This window comes from Micromonospora sp. NPDC048930 (genome assembly GCF_043197935.1).
Taxonomy (GTDB): Bacteria; Actinomycetota; Actinomycetes; order Mycobacteriales; family Micromonosporaceae; genus Micromonospora.
The window spans coordinates 109,419-130,772 of the sequence record NZ_JBICUB010000006.1 but is presented as its reverse complement, the minus strand read 5'-3'; the positions used below and the strand labels follow the sequence as shown (position 1 = coordinate 130,772).

The window sequence follows — 21,354 nt, the reverse complement described above, 5'->3', positions numbered from 1 at the left end:
CGCGGCGGCCGGCATCAGCGGCTCACCGCCTCGTAGACGAAGTTCAGCAGGGCGACGTCGCCGTCGCGCCGGCCGTACGCGGCCGCGGCGGCGCCCATCGCGGCGAGCCGCTGCGGGTCCCGGATCAGCGGGATCACCGTACGCTCCAGCCAGTCCGGGGTGAGCTCGCCGTCGTCGACGAGCAGCCCGCCACCGGCCTGCACCACGGGCAGCGCGTTGCGCTTCTGCTCCTGGTTGCTGTGCGGGTACGGCACGTAGATGGTGGGCAGGCCGATGGCGGCCACCTCGGCGCAGGTCATCGCCCCGCCCCGGCCCAGCATCAGGTCGGCGGCGGCGTACCCGAGCTCCATCTCGGACAGGTAGGGCAGGGTCACGTACGGCACCGGCAGGTCGGTGGGGACGGGGACCGGCTCGTTGCGGGCGCCGATCACGTGCAGCACCTGCACGCCGTTGCGGGCCAGCTCCTTGGCCGCCCCGGCAACGGCCAGGTTGATCGAGCGGGCGCCCTGCGAGCCGCCGGCGACGAAGAGCACCGGCAGGTCGGGGCGGAGTCCGAAGTGGGCCCGCGCGGCGTTGCGCATGGCGGCCCGGTCCAGGCCGGCGATGCCCCGGCGCAGCGGCACCCCGACCACCCGGGCGTCGCGCAGCGACTCGGCCTGCGTCGGCTGGTGCGGGAAGCCCACCGCGACGTGCTTGGTGAACTTCATCCCGAGCCGGTTGGCCACGCCCGGCGGCACGTTCACCTCGTGGATGACGATCGGCAGCTCCCGTCGCCAGGCGGCCAGGTAGCCGGGGACGGAGACGTACCCGCCGAAGCCGACCACCACGTCGGCCTGCACCTCGTCGATCACCTTGCCCGCCGCGCGGGCCGCCTTCCACATCCGGTCCGGGGTGCGCACCAGGCTCATGTTGACCGAGCGGGGCAGCTGGTAGGCGGGGATCTGCCGCAGGTCGTAGCCGGCCGGCGGGATCAGCTCGTTCTCCAGGCCCTTCGGTGTGCCCAGACAGGTGATCCGGACGCTGGGGTCGTGTCGGCGCAGGCAGTCGGCGAAGGCGAGCAACGGGTAGATGTGCCCACCCGTACCCCCTCCGCAGAGCACCACCGAACGCAGCGGACCCATCAGCGTCTCCTCTCGTTCCCCGCGCCGACGCGCGTCCGGCCGGACCGGGCGCCGCGGGCCGCGGCCTGGTCGTCCTCCCGCCGCGTCCGGGACCGGGGTACGGACCCTCGGTCCGCCCCGGGCGACGCCGGTCGGCGGCGCCGGCCGGGAAGCGGCGGCAACGGGGCCCAGACTAGTCGGACCCACCGGGCCGGCGGACGGGCATGCAGGGCTCGGGCCGCGTCCGGCTCGGCGCGGGCGAAGGAGGCGAGCATCCCGACCGCGGCCAGGGTCACCACCAGGGCGCTGCCGCCGTCGGAGATGAACGGCAGCGGCACCCCGGTCAGCGGCAGCAGGCCGGTGACGCCGCCGATGTTGATCACGGCCTGGCCGACCAGCCAGGCGGTGGCCCCCGCGGCGGCGAGCCGGCGGAACGGGTCCTCCACCCGCCGGGCGATCCGCAGCCCGCTGTAGGCCAGCACGGCGAAGAGCACCAGGACCACGGTGCAGCCGACCACGCCCAGCTCCTCGGCGATGATCGCGAAGATGAAGTCGTTGTGCGCCTCGGGCAGCCAGTTCCACTTCAGGGTGCTCTTGCCGAGCCCGACGCCGAACCAGCCGCCGTGCTGGACCGCGTAGCGCGCCTGGACGAGCTGGTAGCAGCCTTCGAGCTGCTCCTGGAAGCAGGTCTTCGGGTCGGGCGGGTCGAGGAACGAGGTGAGCCGGGTCAGCCGGTAGTTGCTGGCGTCCCGGGCGCCGGAGCCGGCGCCCAGTGAGGCGGCGGCCACCAGCAGGCCGACGCCGGCCAGCCCGACCGCGGTGAGCGCGGCGAACACCTGCAGCCGGACCCCGGCCGCCCAGAGCATCCCGACCACCAGCGCCAGCAGGCAGAGCATGCTGCCCAGGTCGTTGTAGCCGACCAGCACGAAGAGCAGGCCGACCACCGGGAACAGCGGGGTGGCCAACTCCTTCCACCAGCCCAGCGCGGCGCCCTTGCGGGCCAGCACGTGCGCACCCCACAGCACCAGCGCGAACTTGGCCACCTCGACCGGCTGCACCGAGATCGGGCCGAGATAGAGCCAGAGCAGCCGGGCCTCGAGCGGGCCGATCGAGGTGACCCGGAACAGCGCCTCCAGCGCGACCAGCAGGTTGAGGATCAGCAGCAGCACCACGGCCAGGCCGAGCGCCGGCCGGGCGAGCGCCCGGAACGTGCGCACGGGCAGCCGCTGGCAGGCCCAGAACGCCACGATGCCGATCACCGCGAAGATCGTCTGCTTGGTCAGCGACGCCGAGGCGTCGCCGTCCTGCGCGAAGTCCCGGACGCTGGTCGCCGAGAAGACCATGGTGAGGCCGATGAGCAGCAGCAGGCCGGCGCTGGAGAGCAGCAGGTAGTAGGAGGCCAGCGGCCGGGCCAGCAGGCCGCGCAGCGCGGCCAGGCCACCGGCGGCGTCCAGCCCGAGCAGCGGGCCCGGCGGGTCGGCCGTCCGGGTCGCGGCGGGCGACCGTCCGGCCGGCGTGTCGGTCGTGCCCTCGGTGTCTCGTCCCTCCCCCACGTGCCCATCATCGCGGCTCGGCCGGCCCGCCCGTGGCGCAAACCGGCCGGTCGGCGTGTCGGAACGCGAAACGGGGTCCGGCGGTCACACCGGGGGACCCCTCCGTCACGGACGGGTGCCGGTCAGGTGACGGCGGCGAGGAACTCGCTGTAGAACAGGCCGAGCCCGATGGCCACGCCGATGCCGGCGATGATCCAGAACCGGACCACGATGTTGACCTCGCTCCAGCCGGCCAGCTCGAAGTGGTGCTGGAGCGGCGACATCCGGAACACCCGCTTGCCGGTGGTGCGGAACGAGATGATCTGGATCACCACCGACATCGTGATGATCACGAACAGCGCGCCGAGGATCGGCAGCAGCAGGATGGTCCGGGTGGACATCGCCATGCCCGCGATCAGGCCGCCGAGGCCCAGCGCGCCGGTGTCGCCCATGAAGATCCGGGCCGGCGAGGTGTTCCACCAGAGGAAGCCCACGCACGCCCCGGCCGCCGCCCCGGCGATCAGCGCGATCTCCAGCGGGTCCCGGACCGTGTAGCAGTACGCCTCGGTGTAGTTCGGGTCGGCGCACCAGTGCCGGTACTGCCAGAAGGCGATCAGCCCGTACGCGCTGAGCACCATCACCGAGGCGCCGGTGGCCAGGCCGTCCAGGCCGTCGGTGAGGTTGACGCCGTTGGTCGCCGCCATCACCACCAGGACGATGACGATGACCGCGCCGACCTTGCCGATCTCCAGCGCCGGGATGTCCCGGATGAAGCTCAGCGTGGTGCTGCCGACGGTCTCGGTGTTGGTCTGGTTGCCCGCCGGGCCGTACATGTTGCTGGGGAAGTAGAGCGCCACGACGCCGAAGATCGCGCCGACCAGGATCTGGCCGGCGAGCTTGCCCCGCTTGTTCAGACCGCCGCTGTGCCGCTTGCGGACCTTGAGGAAGTCGTCGATGAAGCCGACCGCGCCGGAGAACACCATCAGCCCCAGCAGCACCAGCGCCGTGATGGTCGGCTCGACCTGGGCGATCTGCGCCTCCGGCAGGGTGGTCAGCGCCAGGTGGCCGGCGACGTACGCGATCACCGTGGCCAGGATGAAGACCACGCCGCCCATCGTCGGCGTGCCCTTCTTGCCCTGGTGCATGGCCGGGCCCTCGGCCCGGATCGGCTGGCCGGCCTTGAGCCGGGTGAACACCTTGATCGCGATCGGGGTGCAGAACAGGGAGATGAGGAAGGCGACCCCGATGGCGACGATGACCGCCCTCATGAGGTGACCTTCTCCCCGGTGGCCTCGCGCAGCGCGTCGGCCACCTCCCAGGTGCGGTACCGGGAGCCCTTCACCAGGACCACGTCACCCGGACGCAGCTCGCTCCGCAGCACCTCGACGGCCGCCGCCTGATCGGTGAGCAGCACCGACTCTCCTCCCCAACTACCTACCGCTGTCGCGCCTTCGTGGATCGGCGCCGCCGGCTCGCCCACCACGAGCAGCCGGTCGACACCCAGCTCGGCCGCGAGCCGGCCGACCTGCTGGTGCCCCTCCCGTTCGAAGTCGCCCAACTCGGCCATGTAACCGAGCACCGCGACGGTACGCCCCCGCCCGCGCATGCTCGCCAGCGCCCGGAGCGCGACCGTCATCGAGGCCGGGTTGGCGTTGTACGAGTCGTCGATCACGGTGACCCCGTCGGAGCGTTCGAAGACGTCCATCCGGCGGGTGGAGACCAGGCCCAGCTCGCCCAGCGCGACGGCCAGCTCGGCCAGCGGCATCCCCAGCTCGCGGGCGACCGCCGCGGCGGCGAGCGAGTTGGAGACCTGGTGCCGCCCGGTCAGCCCGAGCCGCACCGGCGCGCTCCCCTCCGGGGTCACCAGGGTGTACGACGGGCGCCCCCGCCCGTCCAGCGTCACGTCCACCGCCCGCACGTCGGCCCGCTCCGACTCGCCGTACCGGACCACCCGGGCCCCGGTCCGCGACGCCATCGCGTCGACCCGGGGGTCGTCGGTGTTCAGCACCGCCAGCCCGTCGGCCGGCAGCGCCTCGACCAGCTCCCCCTTGGCCAGCGCGATGGTCTCCACCGAGCCGAACTCGCCGAGGTGCGCCACGCCGACGTTGAGCACCACGGAGATCCGCGGGGGCACCACGTCGCACAGGTAGCGGACGTGCCCCACCCCCCGGGCGCCCTTCTCCATCACCAGGTAGCGGGTCTCCGGGCCGGCCTGCAGCGCGGTGTACGGGTGGCCCAGCTCGTTGTTGAACGAGCCGGGCGGGGCCACCGTCGGGCCGAGCCGGACGGCGAGCTGGGCGATCAGGTCTTTGGTGGTGGTCTTGCCGGAGGAGCCGGTCAGCCCGATCACGGTCAGCTCGGGCAGCCGGTCGACCACCGCGCGGGCCAGCCGGCCCATCGCGTCGAGCGCGTCGGCGACCAGCACCATCGGCACCCCGGGCACCTCCCGGGTGCCGAGCACGGCCACCGCGCCGGAGGACACCGCGCCGGCGGCGTAGTCGTGCCCGTCCACCTTCTCGCCGGGGAAGGCGACGAAGAGGCCGCCCGGGGTGACCTTGCGCGAGTCGAACTCGACCGAGCCGGTCACCCGGACGTCCGGGTCGGCGGCGACCAGCCGCCCGCCGACGGCCGTGGCGGCCTCGGCCAGGGTCAGTGGGATCATGGCTGCCCCACCCGGTCGCCGAAGCGGGCGCGCAGCGCCTCGGCCAGCTCCACCCGGTCGTCGAACGGCAGCACCTCGCCGTTGATCTCCTGGCCGCGTTCCTGCCCCTTGCCCAGCAGCGCCACCACGTCACCCGGTTCGGCCACCCGGACCGCCTCCTCGATCGCGGCCCGCCGGCCGGGCACCTCGATGATCCGCGCGGCGGTGCTCGCCGCGTACGCGCCGGCCAGCACCTCGGCCCGGATCGCGGCCGGATCCTCGGTGCGCGGGTTGTCGTCGGTCACCAGCACCACGTCGGCGCCCTGCGCGGCGGTCGCGCCCATCACCGGCCGCTTGCCCCGGTCCCGGTCGCCGCCGGCGCCCAGGACGCAGATCAGCCGGCCGGCGGTCAGGCCCCGCAGGGCCACCAGGACCGCCTCGATGGCGTTCGCCTTGTGCGCGTAGTCGACCACGCCCCGGACCGGGGCGTCGCCGCTGACCAGCTCCAGCCGCCCGGGCACCCCGCCGCAGGCGGCCACGCCGGCCGCCGCGGTGGCCGGGTCGACCCCGGCGGCCACCAGCACGGCGATGGCGAGCAGCGCGTTGGCCACGTTGTGCCGGCCGGGCAGCGCCACGCCGGTCGGCAGGACCACCGCGTCCGGGCCGTGCGCCGTGAAGCGCTGGGTGTACCCCTCGCCGTCGATCCCGTCCGCCCACCAGGTGGCGGTCGGGTCGCCGGCCGCCGAGTAGGTCACGGTCGCCGGCTTGCGCAGCGGAGCCAGCGCCGGATCGTCGTGGTTGAGCACCTCGACCTGGCAGCGCCCGTCGAAGAGCTTCGCCTTGGCCGCGAAGTAGTCCGCCTCGTCGGCGTGGAAGTCCAGGTGGTCGGAGCCGAAGTTGGTGTAGCCGCCGACGGTGAACCGCACCCCGCCGACCCGGCCCATGGCCAGGGCGTGGCTGGACACCTCCATGACCACCGCGTCGACCCCGCGCTCCCGGGCCACGGCGAGCATGGCGTGCAGGTCGGTGGCCTCCGGGGTGGTCCGCACGCTGTCCACGACCAGGTCGCCGAGGCGGGTCTCGACCGTGCCGATCAGGCCGGTGGTGTGCCCGGCGGCGCGCAGCCCGGACTCGATCAGGTAGCTGGTGGAGGTCTTCCCGGCGGTGCCGGTCACCCCGATCACCAGCAGCCCGGCGGTGGGGTCGCCGTAGACGGTGGCGGCGATGTCGCCGAGCACCGCCCGCGGGTCGTCCACCACCAGCACGGGCAGGCCCGCGGCGGCGGCCAGCTCGACGCCGGCCGGGTCGGTGAGCACGGCCACCGCGCCGGCCTCGGCCGCGCCGGCGGCGAACTCCGCGCCGTGCCGGCGGGCGCCGGGCAGGGCCGCGTACAGGTCGCCGGCGCGGACCTCCTGGCTGGCGTGGGTCACCCCGGTGACGGCCACCTCGGCGGCCCCCTCGGGCGGGACCACCGCCACCCGGGCGGCGAGGTCGCCGAGCCGGACGGGATTCACGGTACGGGGACGTGGATTGCCGGGCACGGCGTCAGACCCTACCCGGTCGTCCGGTTCCGACCGCACAGCCGCCCCGGTGGTTCGTCGCCACTCACCGATCATGTCCCGCCGTCCCCGCTCAGCGCGGAAAGACCTCGAACTTCGGGGACCGGTTGGTCGCCGAGGGCGGCACCCGGTAGTGCCGGAGGGTGAAGCCCATCATCTCCCGGAAGGCCGGCGCGGCCACCGTGCCGCCCTCGCCGCCCGGGCTCCAGACGAAGACCGCCACCACGTACCGCGGGTGCTCCGCCGGGGCCATCCCGATGAACGAGCCGACCTCGCCGGGCTGCGGCTTGCCGTTGTCGTACCGCAGGCCGGTGCCGGTCTTGCCGGCGATCCGGTAGCCGGGGACGGCGGCGGCCAGGCCGGTGGCCCGCCCGTCCGGGCCGTCGACCGTGGTGACCGCCTCCAGCATGGTGCGCAGCGCCGCCGCGTTCTGCGGGCTGAGCACCGAGCGGGTGACCGGAGCCGGGGACGGGGTCTTCTTCCCGTTCGCGTCGATCACGTTCTTGATCAGGTGCGGCTGGACGTACGTGCCGTTGTTGGCGATCGCGTTGTACGCGGCGGCCATCTGCAGCGGGGTGGCGTCCACGCTGTGCCCGATCGGCACCGACCCGTACGACGAGCCGCTCCACTGGTCGGCGGGGAGCAGCCGGCCGTGGGCCTCCCCCGGCATCCCCTCGCCGGTGGGCTGCCCGAGCCCGAACCGCTTCTGGTAGTCGATCAGCCGGTCCGGGCCCAGCTTGTCGGCGATCTCGATGGTCCCGACGTTGGACGAGAAGGCGAGCATGCCGGGGATGCTCATCTTCCGCCCGTTCGCCGGGTGGGTGTCCCGGAAGGTGACGCCGCCCCTGGTGATCGTGTTGGCGACCGGGAAGGCGGTGTCCGGGGTGATCACGCCCTCCTGGAGGGCGGCGCCGTAGGTGATCGCCTTGTGGATCGAGCCCGGGTCGACGATGAAGCTGGTGGCGGCGTCCTCCCGGTCGCTCGGGGAGTTGACCTTCTCCGGGTCGGCCGCGTTGTAGCCGGGGTAGCTCGCCTGGGCCAGCACCTCGCCGGTCGGCACGTCGATGATCACGGCCGCCCCGACGCTGCCCTTCGTCTGGGCCATCCGGTTCGACAGGATCCGCTGGGTCATGAACTGGAGGTCCCGGTCGATGGTCAGCTGCAGCGAGCCACCGGGCTTGGCCGGGGTGGTCAGGCTGTAGCCGCCCGGGATCGGGGCGGCCAGGTCGCCCTGCCCCACCTCGTACGTCTTCTTGCCCGCCTGGCCCTCCAGCACGTCGTCGTACTTGGCCTCCAGGCCCTCCAGCCCGACCATGTCCTGGCTGACGAAGCCGATCAGGTTGGCGGCCAGGTCGCCGCCGGGCACCTCGCGCCGTTCGTCCCGGTGCACACCGATGCCGGCCAGGTCCAGCGCCATGATCTGCTTGGCCGTGTCGATCTTGACACCGCGGGCCAGGTACTCGAACCGCGACTTCGTGCTGGTGCCGGGGAGGGTGCGCTGCTTCATCCTGTCGGCCAGCTCGGAGACCGGCACCCCGAGCAGCGGGGAGAGCAGCCGGGCGGTGGCCAACCGGTCCTTGACCAGGGTCGGATCGGCGTAGACGTACCGCGCCTCCACGCTGTTCGCCAGCGGGGCGCCGGTGCGGTCGTAGATGGCCCCGCGCGGGGCCGGCAGCTCGACCACGGTGAGCCGGTTGGGCAGCCCGCCGTCGGCGTACGCCGGGGTGTTGACGGTCTGCAGGAAGACCAGCCGGACGCCGATGGTGGCGAAGAGCGTCAGGGCCAGCAGCGTGCCGAGCCGCAGCCGCCGGCGCGGATCGGCGAGCTTCGGCGGGCGGCGCGGCTTGCGGGACGGCCGCCGGGCGGCGGCCGGACGCTCCGGGCGGCGCGGGCCCGGCCGGCGCCGCGGTGGCGCCGGCGGCTCGTCGTCGTCGAACGGCTCCCGCACCGACCGGGGCGACACGGTGCGGACCACGCCGGACCGGCCACCGGGGGCGGTCTCCCGGCGGCCGGCGCGGGTGGCCCCGGCGCGGCCGCCGTCGAGCACCTGCAACGCCGGCCGGAACGGGTCGCCGGACCGGCTGCTGCGCGGGGTACGCCGCTGCTCGGCGCCCCCGCCGGCGCCGGTCCGGGCGGCCCCGCCGCCCTCCCGGATGGTCCGCCCCCGAGGGGTGTACGCCCGCGCGTCGGAGATGCCGCCGACACCCGGCTCCCGGGGCTCCGCGCCCCGGGACGAACCGCGCCGGGAGCCCGTGGCGTCCCGGCGCGGATCATCCGATCTCGGCGGCACCGCTCAGCCTCCGTTGCCCTGCTGGCTGGTGATGGCCGGCGCACCCTCCGCCGGGTGCGGAATGCCGATCATCTTCCCGTCCGGCAGCCGGATGTACGCCGGATCCCCCGACTCGACGAGGCCGAGCTTGCGGGCGTTCGCGGTGAGGTTGCCCGGCGCCTTCTGGTCGGCGATCTCCTTCTCCAGCTGCTGCTGGTCGACGTCGAGCTTGGCCTGCTGCTGCTGGAGCTTCTCCAGCTTGAAGGCGTTCTCGTTGATCTTCGTGTTGACCGCCAGGATGCCGAGCACCCCGCCGACCACCAGCACCACGATCAGCCCGGCGAACGGCGCCCGCGGCACGCGCACCGGCGGCGGCGGGGCGACCCGCAGCCGCGGCGACGGGGCGCCGGTGGCCCGGGTCCGCTCGGCCGGGCGCAGCGCGGCGCTGCCCTGGGTGGGAAACTCGCGCGCCCCCCGGGCGCGAGTCTCCTCCCGGCGGTCGACCCCCGCCGTCGTGGTCCGCGTGCGCTGCGCCGTGGTCCGGCCCCCCGACCGCGGTGCGCGCTGCCCGACGGCGTCCCGGCCCTCGCGCGTGTTGACGTTCATGTCCCCTCCCCCTCTTCGTCCGTCCCGTTCCCGTCCCCCGGAGCCGAACCCGGGTCCGGCACGGACCCCGGTGACCCCGTCCCCGGTTGGTGCATCGCCTTCACCCGGCGGCGGTACCGTTCGCGGTCGGTACGCCCCTGCCGGGCCGCCTCCGGGTCGAGCCGCTCCGCGGCCCGCAGCCGCACCGAGGCGGCGCGCGGGTTGGCGGCCACCTCGGCCTCCCCGGGAAGCTCGGCGCCCCGGCTGAGCAGCCGGAACGTCGGGCCCGACCCGGGCAGTTCGACCGGGAGGTCGACCGGGCCCTTGCTGCGGACCCGGTCGGCGAGCGCCTGCTTGGTGAGCCGGTCCTCCAGCGAGTGGTAGGACAGGACCACCATGCGGCCGCCCACGGTGAGGCTGTCCAGAGCGGCCGGCAGTGCTGCCTCCAGCGCTGCCAGTTCCCTGTTTACCTCTATCCGTAAAGCCTGAAACGTTCTCTTTGCCGGGTGTCCCCCGGTTCGTCTGGCCGGTGCCGGAATGCTCTCCCGGACCAGTTCGGCCAACCGGGCCGACGAGGTGATCCGGGCGCGCTCGCGCTCCCGGATGATCGCCGAGGCGATCTTCCCGGCGAACTTCTCCTCGCCGTACACCCGCAGCACCCGGGCCAGCTCCGGGTGGGAGTAGGTGTTGACCACCTCCTCGGCGGTCACCCCCCGGGTCTGGTCCATCCGCATGTCCAGCGGCGCGTCCTGCGCGTACGCGAACCCGCGGTCGGGCGCGTCCAGTTGCAGCGACGAGACCCCCAGGTCGAACAGGACCCCGTCGACCGCCGGGTACCCGAGCCGGTCGAGCACCTCGGGCAGCTCGTCGTAGACGGCGTGCTCCAGGTGGATCCGGTCGGCGAACCGGGCCAGCCGGACCCGCGCGTGGGCGAGGGCCTCGGTGTCCCGGTCCAGGCCGATCAGCACCGTGTTCGGGTGCGCCGCCAGCACCGCCTCGGCGTGGCCGGCCAGACCCAGCGTGGCGTCGACGTGGACGGTGCGTCCGGTTCGCCCCAGCGCGGGGGCCAGCAACTCGAGACACCGCTCGAGCAGCACCGGCACGTGCGTGCCGCGTAGCTCCCCCATCTCGACCCCCACTGGTTGAAACCCTCTTCCGTCCGTCTCGCGTCCGTCGTCGCCACGACGCCTCGTCATACCGCCAGATCCCCATCCGCTCCCGCCCGCCGGAGGCCGCGGCCCTCCGTATCGGATCGTGCGCCTGGCACCGGGGAAGGGGTGCCAGGAACTCGAAAGCGGCTGGAGATCTCGCAGTACGTCGGGCGCCGTCACGCCCTACAGACCGCCGGGCAGCACCCCCTCCTCGATGTCGGCGAAGTCGTCTTCGCTCTCCGCGAGGTAGGCCTCCCAGGCCGCCTTGTCCCAGATCTCCACCCGGGTGCTCGCGCCGATCACGACCAGATCCCGGTCGAGCGCGGCGTACGAGCGCAGGTGCGCGGGGATGGTGACCCGCCCCTGCTTGTCCGGGACCTCGTCGTGCGCGCTGGCGAAGAAGACCCGGCTGTAGGCCCGGGCCGTCTTGCTGGTCATCGGCTGCGCGCGCAACTGGTCGGCGATCCGCTGGAACTCGGGCATCGGGAAGACGTAGAGGCAGCGCTCCTGCCCTTTGGTGATCACGACACCCCCCGCCAGCTCATCCCGGAACTTCGCCGGCAGGATCAACCGGCCTTTGTCGTCCAGGCGCGGAGTGTGGGTGCCGAGGAACATCGGCCCAACCCCCTCGCCCTGAGCGGCGTTCGCGGCGCCGCTGACCCCCCGGGCCGGTGTGGCCCTCCCGGCCTCACCATCGCGCCCCACTCTACTCCACTTCCCTCCACCTGCAACCAGAAACGCCCGCGCGGCGCGGCGTTTCGGCGCGCAAAAGAGCACGTCAAAAGGGGTGGAGTGGAGTGGAGGGCGGCGACGGCCCGGCGCGCCGGTCCGCTACCCGACATAGATCGACTCCATCCGGCCGAGGGGCCGATGGCCGTCCGCCGGCCGCCCGCGGCCGAACGGATCGCCGTCGGCGGCGATCTGGCGGGCCCCGGGGTCCGGTAACCTCGCTCGGGTGACGGACGCGAAGATGCCCATGCGGGCAAAGGTGGCCAGCTCCGTGTCGCGGACCGCCGCGGCGCTGTCGCGGGCCGCGGGCCGTGGCGACGGCTCGGTGATCGGCGGCTGGATCGGCCTCAAGATCGACCCGGACCTGCTGGCCCACCTCTCGGCGGGTCGCGCCATCGCCCTGGTCTCCGGCACCAACGGCAAGACCACCACCACCCGGCTCACCACCGCCGCCGTCGGCGTGCTCGGCCGGGTGGCCACCAACTCGTTCGGCGCCAACATGCCGACCGGGCACACCTCCGCCCTGGCCAAGGCCGGCAGCACCCCGTACGCGGTGCTGGAGGTCGACGAGCACTACCTCGCCCAGGTGATCGAGGCCACCGACCCGCACGTGGTGGCGCTGCTCAACCTCTCCCGCGACCAGCTCGACCGCGCCAAGGAGGTCGCCATGATGGCGCAGCTCTGGCGCGCCGCGCTGGTCCGGCACCCCGAGGTCCGGGTGGTCGCCAACGCCGACGACCCGATGGTGGTCTGGGCGGCCACCCCGCCGGCCGACCCGGCCCAGGGGCACTTCCCGCCGCACGTCACCTGGTTCAGTGCCGGCCAGCGCTGGCACGACGACTCCTGGGTCTGCCCGGAGTGCGGCTCCACCATCCAGCGTTCCGGGCAGCAGTGGTGGTGCACCGGCTGCCCGCTGCGCCGCCCGGAGCCGCAGTGGACCGTCGAGGACGACGGCGTGCTGGACCCCACCGGCGCCTGGCACAAGGTGCAGCTCCAGCTCCCCGGCAAGGTCAACCTGGGCAACGCGGCCACCGCCCTGGCGGTCGCCGCCGAGTTCGGCGTACGGCCGGTCGACGCGGTCTCCCGGCTCGGCACGGTCACCTCGGTCGCCGGCCGCTACGCGCAGGTGGACCGGGACGGGCGCAACATCCGGCTGCTGCTGGCCAAGAACCCGGCGAGCTGGCTGGAGGCGTTCGACATGGCCGACGTGGCGCCGACCCTGCTCTCCATCAACGCGCGCGACCCCGACGGGCTGGACACCTCCTGGCTCTTCGACGTCGACTTCGCCCCGCTGCGGGGCCGGCAGGTCCTGATCACCGGCGACCGGGCCTACGACCTGGCCGTCCGGCTCGACGTCAACGCCGTGCCGTTCCAGCACGTCCGCAGCTTCGACGAGGCGGTCCGGGCGGTGCCGCCGGGCCGCCTGGAGGTCATCGCCAACTACACCGCCTTCCAGGACATCCGAGCGGAGCTGGACCGTGTCAACTGAGAGCCTGCGTATCGTCTGGATCTACCCCGACCTGCTCTCCACCTACGGTGACCGGGGCAACGCGCTGATCCTGGCCCGCCGGGCCCAGCTGCGCGGCATGCCGGTCGAGGTGGTGGAGGTCCGCTCCGACCAGAAGCTCCCGGCCACCGCCGACATCTACCTGATCGGCGGCGGTGAGGACGGCCCGCAGGCGCTGGGCGCCCAGCGGCTGATCGCCGACGGCGGCCTGCACCGGGCGGTGGCCCAGGGCTCGGTGGTGTTCGGTGTCTGCGCCGGCTACCAGCTTCTCGGCACCTCGTTCTTCGCCAAGGGCGCCAAGTACGCCGGGCTGGGCCTGCTGGACATCTCCTCCGACCGGGGTCCCACCCGCGCCGTCGGCGAGCTGGCCGGCGACGTCGACGCGCGGCTGGGCATCCCGTACCTGACCGGGTTCGAGAACCACGGCGGGCGCACCCACCTCGGTCCGGGCGTGTCGCCGCTGGCCCGGGTGACCGCCGGAGTCGGCAACGACGGGACGACCGAGGGCGCCTGGCGGGGCAAGCTGCTCGGCACCTACTCGCACGGTCCGGCCCTGGCCCGCAACCCGGCCCTGGCCGACCTTCTGCTGCGCTGGGCGACCGGCATCCACCAGCTTCCCACGCTCGACGACACCTGGGCCGACCGGCTCCGGTCCGAGCGCCGCGCCGCGGTGGCCGCCGCCGCCCGGGCGTGATCCCCGCCGCCCGGCGGCTCCTCCGGCAGCCGTCGGCGCGCCGGTTCGCGCTGCTGCTCCTGCTCCTCGCCGGGTTCGGCGTGGCGTTGCTGCTGGTGCCCCGGCCGGACCCGGCCCAGCTGCCCCGGCTCGCCGACTCCCTCGGCGGGTACGCCCCGGTCGCGGCGGTTGCGGTCGGCGCACTGCTGCTGGTGGCGCTGGTCCCGCGCACCTTCGTGACGCTCGCTGCGGGCGCGATCTTCGGGCCGCTGGCGGGGGCCGCGTACTCGCTGGGCGCGGCGCTGCTCGCCGCGGCGCTCGGCTTCGCCGTCGGCCGCCTGCTCGGGCGGGAGTTCGTGGCCGAGCGGGTCCGGGGCCGGCTGGCCCGGCTGGACGGCTGGTTCGCCCGGCAGAGCGTGGTCGGGGTGATCACCGTCCGGCTGCTGCCGATCGCCGGGTTCGGGCTGGTCAGCTACGGCTACGGCACCACCGGGGCGCGGGCGCTGCCGTTCCTGGCCGGCAGCGTGATCGCCGCCGTCCCCACCGCGGTCGGCTACGCCGCGATCGGCGCGGCGGTCACCTCCCCCGGCCAGATCAACTGGTACGCCGCCGCCCCGGCCAGCCTCGGCCTGATCGCCAGCGCGGTGATCGTGCACCGCTGGTGGCGGGCGGAGCGGCAGCGCCGGCTCAGCCCGAGCTGACATGCCCCCTGCCGAAGAGCCGTTGGCCGGCGGGTTCATCGCCGAGGTGGTCCGGGTCGGTGACACGGTCCGCCGTACTCCGCCCGCGAACGCCGACTTCGTCGCCCGGCTCCTGCGCCACCTGGCCGGGACCGCGCCCGGACTGGCGCCGGCGTACCTCGGGGTGGACGAGCGGGGCCGGCAGGTGCTCACCCACGTCGACGGACGGGTGCCCTGGCGCGAGCGCGAGGACCGTTCCTTCTTCGCCGACGCCGCGCTGGCCCGGCTGGGCGGGCTGATCCGCGCCCTGCACGGCGCCTGCGCCGGCACGGATCTCGCCGGCGGCGCGGAGACGGTCTGCCACCGGGACCTCTCCCCGAAGAACACGGTGTACCGGGACGGCGTCGCCGGGCCGCTGCCGGTGGCGTTCCTGGACTGGGACCTGGCCGGGCCGGGCCGCCGGATCGAGGACGTGGCCTTCGCCGGCTGGCACTGGGCCGCCCTCGGCGGGGACGCCGACCCGGCCGAGCTCGGCCGGCGCTGCCGGCTGCTCTGCGACGCCTACGAGGCGGCGGGACCCGGCGTCCGGCTGTCGCGGGGCGAACTGCTCGACGTCATGCTCGACCAGATCGAGGGCACCTGGCGCGGGATCGACGCCGGGGCCGACCGGGACGAGCCCGGCATGCGCCGGCTCCGCGCGGCCGGCGCGGTCGACGCGGTACGCGGCTGGCAGGAGTGGCTGCTCCGGCACCGCCCGACGGTCGAGGCGGCGCTCGGCGCTCGCTGACTTCCGACGCCGGCGGCCCGGGTCCGGGTCCGGGTCCGCCTCCGGCTCCAACTCCGGCCTGGTCCGGGTCCGCCTCCGGGCTGGCTCTGGGCCGGCTCTGGGCGGGGCGAGTCCGAGGCTCGGGCGAGTCCGAGGCCCAGGCGAGTCCGAGGCCCAGGCGAGTCCGAGGCCCAGGCGAGTCCGAGGCCCGGGCGAGTCCGAGGCCCGGGCGCGAATCCGCAGGCGGGGTGATCGAAGGCAGGCACCCGCCCGGACCCTGGCAGGAGCAGCCAGACCCTGTCGAGCTGATATCACCAACAACTCAGCCGCACCGACGACCGCCCGCGCAACAAGGACGAAATGGGACACAGCGGCACGCCTACCTCCCGGCCGCCCGCTCTCGTGAGTCGACTGCGATATCAGCTCGACAGTGCGGCGAGGACCATGTGCCGGCCCGGGCCACGCCGGACCCGGACGGGCACCGCAAGCGACGCGCCACCGGGCGCGCGCCGCGGCGCGACACGCCGGAGGCGCGCCCCGAATCCGGGACGCGCCTCCGGCACAGCGGGTCAGGCGACGACCGAGACCATGCGGCCCTTCACCACGATGACCTTGCGCGGCTCCTTGCCGCCCAGCGTGCCGGCGACGGCCTCCAGCGCGGCCGACCGGACGTCGTCCTCGGACGCGTCGGCGGCCACCTCGATCCGGCCCCGCACCTTGCCGTTGACCTGCACCGGGTAGGTGACGGTCTCGGCCACCAGCAGCGCCGGGTCGGCGGTCGGGAAGTCCGCGTACGCCAGGCTGGTCTCGTGGCCCAGCCGCCGCCACAGCTCCTCGGCGATGTGCGGGGCGAACGGCGCCACCATCAGCACCAGCGGCTCGGCCACCTCGCGCGGGGTGGCCGACAGCCGGGTCAGCGCGTTGGTCAGCTCGATCAGCTTGGCGATCGCGGTGTTGAACCGGATCCCCTCCATGTCGCCGCGGACCCCGTCGATGACCTTGTGCAGCAGCCGCCGGGTCTCCTCGTCCGCCGGCACGTCGGTGACCCGCGGGTCGCCGGTCTGCTCGTCGACGACGGCCCGCCACACCCGCTGCAGGAACCGGTACGAGCCGACCACGGCCCGGGTCTCCCACGGACGGGACACCTCCAGCGGGCCCATCGACATCTCGTACACCCGGAAGGTGTCCGCGCCGTACGCGGCGCACATCTCGTCCGGGGTGACGACGTTCTTCAGGGACTTGCCCATCTTGCCGTACTCGCGCCGCACCTCGGTCTCGCCGTGGAAGTACCGGCCGTCGACCTCGACGACCTCCTCGGCCGGCACGTAGCTGCCCCGCGGGTCGGTGAACGCGTACGCCTGGATCATGCCCTGGTTGAACAGCCGGCGGAACGGCTCGAACGAGGAGACGTGGCCCAGGTCGTACAGCACCTTGTGCCAGAAGCGGGCGTACAGCAGGTGCAGCACGGCGTGCTCGGCGCCGCCGACGTACAGGTCGGTGCCCCCGCAGTCCCCGGCCGCCTGCGGGCCCATCCAGTACGCCTCGTTCTCCGGCTCGGCGAAGCGGGCGGAGTCGGTCGGGTCCAGGTAACGCAGCTCGTACCAGCAGGAGCCGGCCCACTGCGGCATCACGTTGGTCTCCCGGGTGTAGCGCTTGGGCCCGTCCCCCAGGTCCAGCTCCACCTCCACCCAGTCGCGCCGCCGGGACAGCGGGGTCTCCGGGTCACTGTCGGCGTCCTCCGGGTCGAACGTCTTCGGCGAGAAGTCGTCCACCTCGGGCAGCTCGACCGGCAGCATGGACTCGGGCAGCGCGATCGGCGCGCCGGTCTCGTCGTACACGATCGGGAAGGGCTCGCCCCAGTAGCGCTGCCGGGAGAACAGCCAGTCCCGCAGCCGCCAGGTCACCGCGCCGGCGCCGTGCCCGTTGGCCTCCAGCCACGCGATGATCCGCGCCTTGGCGTCGGCCACCCCCAGGCCGTTCAGGTCCAGGCCGCGGTCGGGCGCGGCGCTGTTGATCGCCGGCCCGTCCCCGGTGTACGCCTTGCCGGCGAAGCCCTCCGGCGGCTGCACGGTCCGCACGATCGGCAGGTCGAAGACCTCGGCGAAGTCCCAGTCCCGCTCGTCCTGCGCGGGCACCGCCATGATCGCGCCGGTGCCGTAGCCGGCCAGCACGTAGTCGGCGATGAAGATCGGGATCCGCCCGCCGGTCACCGGGTTGGTGGCGTACGCGCCGACGAAGACGCCGGTCTTCTCCTTGGTCTCCGCCTGCCGCTCCACGTCCGTCTTGGCCGCGGCGGCCTTCCGGTACGCCTCGACGGCCGCCCGGGGGCTGGCGTGCCCGCCGGTCCAGGCGTCCTTCGTCCCCTCGGGCCAGGCGGCCGGCACCAGGACGTCGACCAGCTCGTGCTCCGGGGCCAGCACCATGTAGGTGGCGCCGAAGACGGTGTCCGGCCGGGTGGTGAACACCCGGACCGGGGCGGCGTCGGTCGGGAAGTCGATGTGCGCGCCGGTCGACTTGCCGATCCAGTTGCGCTGCTGCAGCTTGATCGGCTCGGGCCAGTCCAGCGTGTCCAGGTCGTCCAGCAGCCGGTCCCCGTACGCGGTGATCCGCATCATCCACTGCTTCAGGTTCCGCTTGAAGACCGGGAAGTTGCCCCGCTCGGAGCGGCCGTCGGCGGTGACCTCCTCGTTGGCCAGCACGGTGCCCAGCCCCGGGCACCAGTTCACCGGCGCCTCCGAGACGTACGCCAGCCGGTGGTCGTCGACCACCTTCCGCCGCTCGCCCACGGTCAGCTCGGCCCACGGGCGCCCGTCCGGCGTGGGCCGGGTGCCCCCCTCGAACTCGGCGATCAGCTCGGCGATCGGCCGGGCCTTGCGGGCCTGCGGGTCGTACCAGGAGTTGAAGATCTGCAGGAAGATCCACTGGGTCCAGCGGTAGAAGTCGGTGTCGATGGTGGCCACCGAGCGCCGCTCGTCGTGGCCCAGCCCCAGCCGGCGCAGCTGCGCCTTGTACCGCTCGATGTTCGCCTCGGTGGTGGTCCGGGGGTGGGTGCCGGTCTGCACCGCGTACTGCTCGGCGGGCAGGCCGAACGCGTCGAAGCCCATCGCGTGCAGCACGTTGCGCCCGGCCATCCGCTGGTAGCGGGCGTAGCAGTCGGTGCCGATGTAGCCCAGCGGGTGGCCGACGTGCAGGCCGGCGCCCGACGGGTACGGGAACATGTCCAGCACGTACAGCTTCTCGGCGCCCGCCCGGGGGTGGCCCGGGTCGGCCAGCGGGCCGGTCGGGTTCGGCGTGTGGAAGGTGCCCTCCCGCTCCCAGATGTCCTGCCAGCGGTGCTCGATCTCCTCGGCCATGGCCGCGGTGTACCGGAACGGGGGGATGTCGGTCGCCGGTGCGGCTGCCTCACTCATGGCGTCTCCTCGGCGCGGATCATGTCGGATATGGGGAGGTCTGCTGCGGGCACAAAAAAGCCCCTCGCGCAGGAGGGGCGGCCGTGCTGTCGCGCGTTCAGCGCATCAGCACGGCTCGGTAAGAAGCAGGAAGACTCCGGCCATGCGGGCAGTGTACCCCTCCTGCCCACCGACTATCTCGCCCGCACCACAGGTCGGGACGTTCCCCCGGTCCGGCGAATATTCCGGGCGTAACCGACCGACCGCCTGCGGGGGTCGGCGACAGGGACAAACATGGTTAGCCTGAGAGGCCAGTGAGATTTTTGCGGCAGACGAGGCTCGGCGTCGCGAACCCAACGGCGGGTCCAGGTGCTCTATACAGAGCTGCCGTCCAGGCGACGAGGAGGAGGCCCGTGACACAACAGACCTGGGACGAGGTGGGCGGCCTGCTGCCGCACGACGAGTTCCGCGCCGCCAGCGAGGCCATCGTGGCCAACATCGAGCAGGTCATCGAGGGCAAGACGGCCACCGTCCGGCTCGCCCTGGCCGTGCTGCTCGCCGAGGGGCACCTGCTCATCGAGGACGTCCCCGGCGTCGGCAAGACCAAGCTCGCCAAGGCCCTCGCGCGCTCGATCGACTGCTCGGTCCGCCGGATCCAGTTCACCCCCGACCTGCTGCCCAGCGATGTCACCGGGGTCAGCGTCTACAACCAGGAGACGCACGACTTCGAGTTCCGGCCGGGTGCGGTCTTCGCCAACCTGGTGGTCGGCGACGAGATCAACCGCGCCTCGCCGAAGACCCAGTCGGCGCTGCTGGAGTGCATGGAGGAGCGGCAGGTCACCGTCGACGGGGTGACCTACCAGCTGCAGACCCCGTTCATGGTGATCGCGACGCAGAACCCGATCGAGATGGAGGGGACGTACCCGCTGCCGGAGGCGCAGCGCGACCGGTTCACCGCCCGGATCGCGATGGGCTATCCGGACGCGGGCGCCGAGCTGGCCATGCTGGACGGGCACGGGGCCACCGACCCGCTGAACGAGCTGCGTCCGGTCTCCGACGCGGCCACCGTCCGCCGGCTCATCGGCCACGTCCGCCAGGTGCACGTCGCCGACGCGGTCAAGCAGTACGCGATCGACCTGGTCACCGCCACCCGCGAGGCGCCGGACCTGCGGCTCGGTGCGTCCCCGCGGGCCACCCTCCAGCTGCTGCGCACGGCCCGCGCGGTGGCCGCCCTGGAGGGGCGGGACTACGTCCTGCCGGACGACCTGCAGGTGCTCGCGGTGCCGGTGCTGGCGCACCGGATCATCCCGACCGCCGACGCCCAGCTCGCCCGCCGGACCACCGACGCGATCGTCGCCGAGCTGGTGCACCGGCTGCCGCTGCCGCACGACCGGAAGCGCTCGCCGTACGACACCCGGCCGGCTCCGGGCAACGGCCGCGGGCCGTACGAACCGCGGAGGCCGTAGGTGCGCGACGGGCTGCGCGGACTGACCACCCGCGGCCGCTCCTTCCTGGCGGCCGCGGTCGCCGCCGCGATCTCCGCCGCGATCCTCGGCGAGAAGGACCTGCTCCGGGTGGCCGTCCTGCTCGCCATCCTGCCGCTGCTGGCGGCCGCCTACGTCGGCCGCAGCCGCTACAAGCTGGCCTGCAACCGCTCCCTCGAACCGCACCGGGTGCCGGTCGGGGCCAGCTCCCGGGTGGTGCTGCGGTTGCAGAACCTGTCCCGCCTGCCCACCGGCACGCTGCTGCTGGAGGACCGGCTGCCGTACGCGCTGGGCAGCCGGCCGCGGGTGGTGCTGGAGCGGCTCGGCGCGCACCAGGCCAGCTCGGTGGCGTACACCGTGCGGGCCGACGTGCGCGGCCGGTACGAGGTGGGGCCGCTGGTGATCCGGCTGACCGACCCGTTCGGGCTGTGCGAGCTCAGCCGGGCCTTCCCCAGCACCGACCACCTCACCGTGATCCCGCAGGTCACCCCCCTGCCCTCGGTCCGCCTCCCCGGCGAGTACGCGGGCAGCGGCGACAGCCGGGCCCGCTCGGTCGCGGTGCACGGCGAGGACGACGCCGCCACCCGGGAGTACCGGATGGGCGACGACCTGCGCCGGGTGCACTGGAAGTCGACCGCGCGGACCGGCGAGCTGATGGTGCGCCGGGAGGAGCAGCCCTGGGAGAGCCGGGCCACGGTGGTGCTGGACACCCGGGCCTTCGGCCACCGGGGCGACGGCCCGACGGCGAGCTTCGAGTGGGCGGTCTCCGCCGCCGCGAGCATCGCCGTGCACCTGCGGCACGCCGGGTACAAGCTGCGCCTGGTCACCGGGGACGGCGCGGACGTGGACGCCACCGAGGCGGGCGGCGAGGGCCTGCTCCTCGACCACCTCGCCCAGGTCCGCCTGGACAAGCGGGGAGAGATCACCTCGCTGGTGCAGCAGGTCCGGCAGCGGGCCGACGGTGGCCTGATCATCGCGCTGTTCGGCACGCTGAGCACCGCCGAGGCGGAGCTGCTGGCCGGCCTGCGCGGCAACGGCGCCACCTGCGTCGGTTTCCTGCTCGACAGCACCACCTGGCTGAACCTGCCGGCCAAGGCCCGGGCCGAGGCGGAGCACGCGCACGGCACGGCCGCGCTCGCCCTGTTGCAGAACGGGTGGCGGGTGATCGGCGTGGAGCACGGCCACCGGCTGCCGGTGCTCTGGCCGCAGGCGGCCCGCGGCTCGCAGGGCTTCGCGCTGCGGGCGGCCCTGGCCGAGACCGTCGCCGGAGGGATGCGATGACCGGAAGG

16 protein-coding genes are annotated in these 21,354 nt (G+C 73.9%); 6 read left to right on the top strand and 10 right to left on the bottom strand.

Annotated features, from left to right (window positions below):
* Positions 1-14: 14 nt before the first annotated feature.
* The 9 genes from murG to mraZ form a co-directional block, all read right to left on the bottom strand.
* Positions 15-1,121 carry an undecaprenyldiphospho-muramoylpentapeptide beta-N-acetylglucosaminyltransferase gene (gene murG, locus ACGFI9_RS17550; protein WP_393179010.1) on the bottom strand — a complete coding sequence of 369 codons (1,107 nt, stop codon included), beginning with the start codon at positions 1,119-1,121 and terminating at the stop codon, positions 15-17.
* Positions 1,121-2,536, bottom strand: coding sequence for an FtsW/RodA/SpoVE family cell cycle protein (locus ACGFI9_RS17545; protein ID WP_393179363.1), 1,416 nt, complete (start codon positions 2,534-2,536; stop codon positions 1,121-1,123). The genes murG and ACGFI9_RS17545 overlap by 1 nt, the downstream gene beginning before the upstream one ends.
* 239 nt (positions 2,537-2,775) lie before the next feature.
* Entirely contained in the window at positions 2,776-3,900 is a 1,125-nt protein-coding gene (mraY, locus tag ACGFI9_RS17540) for a phospho-N-acetylmuramoyl-pentapeptide-transferase (RefSeq protein WP_393179009.1), read from the bottom strand.
* Complete coding sequence (gene murF, locus ACGFI9_RS17535) at positions 3,897-5,294, bottom strand: UDP-N-acetylmuramoyl-tripeptide--D-alanyl-D-alanine ligase (protein WP_393179008.1); 1,398 nt, start codon at positions 5,292-5,294, stop codon at positions 3,897-3,899. Before murF ends, mraY begins: the two co-directional genes overlap by 4 nt.
* Positions 5,291-6,853 (bottom strand): UDP-N-acetylmuramoyl-L-alanyl-D-glutamate--2,6-diaminopimelate ligase, encoded by a 1,563-nt coding sequence (locus tag ACGFI9_RS17530; protein ID WP_393179007.1) that lies wholly within the window; start codon positions 6,851-6,853, stop codon positions 5,291-5,293. Before ACGFI9_RS17530 ends, murF begins: the two co-directional genes overlap by 4 nt.
* Before the next feature lie 52 nt (positions 6,854-6,905).
* The gene (locus ACGFI9_RS17525; RefSeq protein ID WP_393179006.1) at positions 6,906-9,122 is read right to left on the bottom strand and encodes a peptidoglycan D,D-transpeptidase FtsI family protein; all 2,217 of its coding nucleotides are present in this window, start codon (positions 9,120-9,122) and stop codon (positions 6,906-6,908) included.
* A 3-nt stretch (positions 9,123-9,125) separates the two neighbouring features.
* The gene (locus tag ACGFI9_RS17520) at positions 9,126-9,707 is read right to left on the bottom strand and encodes a hypothetical protein (RefSeq protein WP_393179005.1); all 582 of its coding nucleotides are present in this window, start codon (positions 9,705-9,707) and stop codon (positions 9,126-9,128) included.
* Positions 9,704-10,813 (bottom strand): 16S rRNA (cytosine(1402)-N(4))-methyltransferase RsmH, encoded by a 1,110-nt coding sequence (gene rsmH / locus ACGFI9_RS17515; RefSeq protein WP_393179361.1) that lies wholly within the window; start codon positions 10,811-10,813, stop codon positions 9,704-9,706. The genes ACGFI9_RS17520 and rsmH overlap by 4 nt, the downstream gene beginning before the upstream one ends.
* Before the next feature lie 207 nt (positions 10,814-11,020).
* Positions 11,021-11,452 carry a division/cell wall cluster transcriptional repressor MraZ gene (gene mraZ, locus ACGFI9_RS17510; RefSeq protein ID WP_393179004.1) on the bottom strand — a complete coding sequence of 144 codons (432 nt, stop codon included), beginning with the start codon at positions 11,450-11,452 and terminating at the stop codon, positions 11,021-11,023.
* Between the two features lie 355 nt (positions 11,453-11,807).
* Here mraZ and ACGFI9_RS17505 point away from each other — a divergent pair, with 355 nt between their 5' ends.
* From ACGFI9_RS17505 to ACGFI9_RS17490, 4 genes are read left to right on the top strand one after another with little or no spacing between them, the layout of a single operon-like run.
* Positions 11,808-13,055 carry a MurT ligase domain-containing protein gene (locus ACGFI9_RS17505; RefSeq protein ID WP_393179359.1) on the top strand — a complete coding sequence of 416 codons (1,248 nt, stop codon included), beginning with the start codon at positions 11,808-11,810 and terminating at the stop codon, positions 13,053-13,055.
* A complete protein-coding gene (locus ACGFI9_RS17500) occupies positions 13,045-13,767 on the top strand; it encodes a type 1 glutamine amidotransferase (protein ID WP_393179003.1) in 723 nt (240 codons plus the stop codon). Before ACGFI9_RS17505 ends, ACGFI9_RS17500 begins: the two co-directional genes overlap by 11 nt.
* Positions 13,707-14,447, top strand: coding sequence for a TVP38/TMEM64 family protein (locus tag ACGFI9_RS17495; protein ID WP_393179357.1), 741 nt, complete (start codon positions 13,707-13,709; stop codon positions 14,445-14,447). Before ACGFI9_RS17500 ends, ACGFI9_RS17495 begins: the two co-directional genes overlap by 61 nt.
* Position 14,448: 1 nt before the next feature.
* The gene (locus tag ACGFI9_RS17490; RefSeq protein ID WP_393179002.1) at positions 14,449-15,213 is read left to right on the top strand and encodes a phosphotransferase family protein; all 765 of its coding nucleotides are present in this window, start codon (positions 14,449-14,451) and stop codon (positions 15,211-15,213) included.
* 548 nt (positions 15,214-15,761) lie between these two features.
* On the opposite strand, the gene leuS is transcribed toward ACGFI9_RS17490, so the two are convergent.
* Positions 15,762-18,602: a leucine--tRNA ligase gene (leuS, locus tag ACGFI9_RS17485; RefSeq protein ID WP_393179001.1), complete on the bottom strand. Its 2,841-nt coding sequence runs from the start codon at positions 18,600-18,602 to the stop codon at positions 15,762-15,764.
* A gap of 392 nt (positions 18,603-18,994) precedes the next feature.
* On the opposite strand from leuS, the gene ACGFI9_RS17480 reads away from it, so the two are divergent.
* Together ACGFI9_RS17480 and ACGFI9_RS17475 are read left to right on the top strand one after the other, a co-directional pair.
* The gene (locus tag ACGFI9_RS17480) at positions 18,995-20,047 is read left to right on the top strand and encodes an AAA family ATPase (protein ID WP_393179000.1); all 1,053 of its coding nucleotides are present in this window, start codon (positions 18,995-18,997) and stop codon (positions 20,045-20,047) included.
* Positions 20,048-21,346: a DUF58 domain-containing protein gene (locus ACGFI9_RS17475; RefSeq protein WP_393178999.1), complete on the top strand. Its 1,299-nt coding sequence runs from the start codon at positions 20,048-20,050 to the stop codon at positions 21,344-21,346. It begins immediately after the preceding gene.
* The last annotated feature ends 8 nt before the right edge of the window (positions 21,347-21,354 follow it).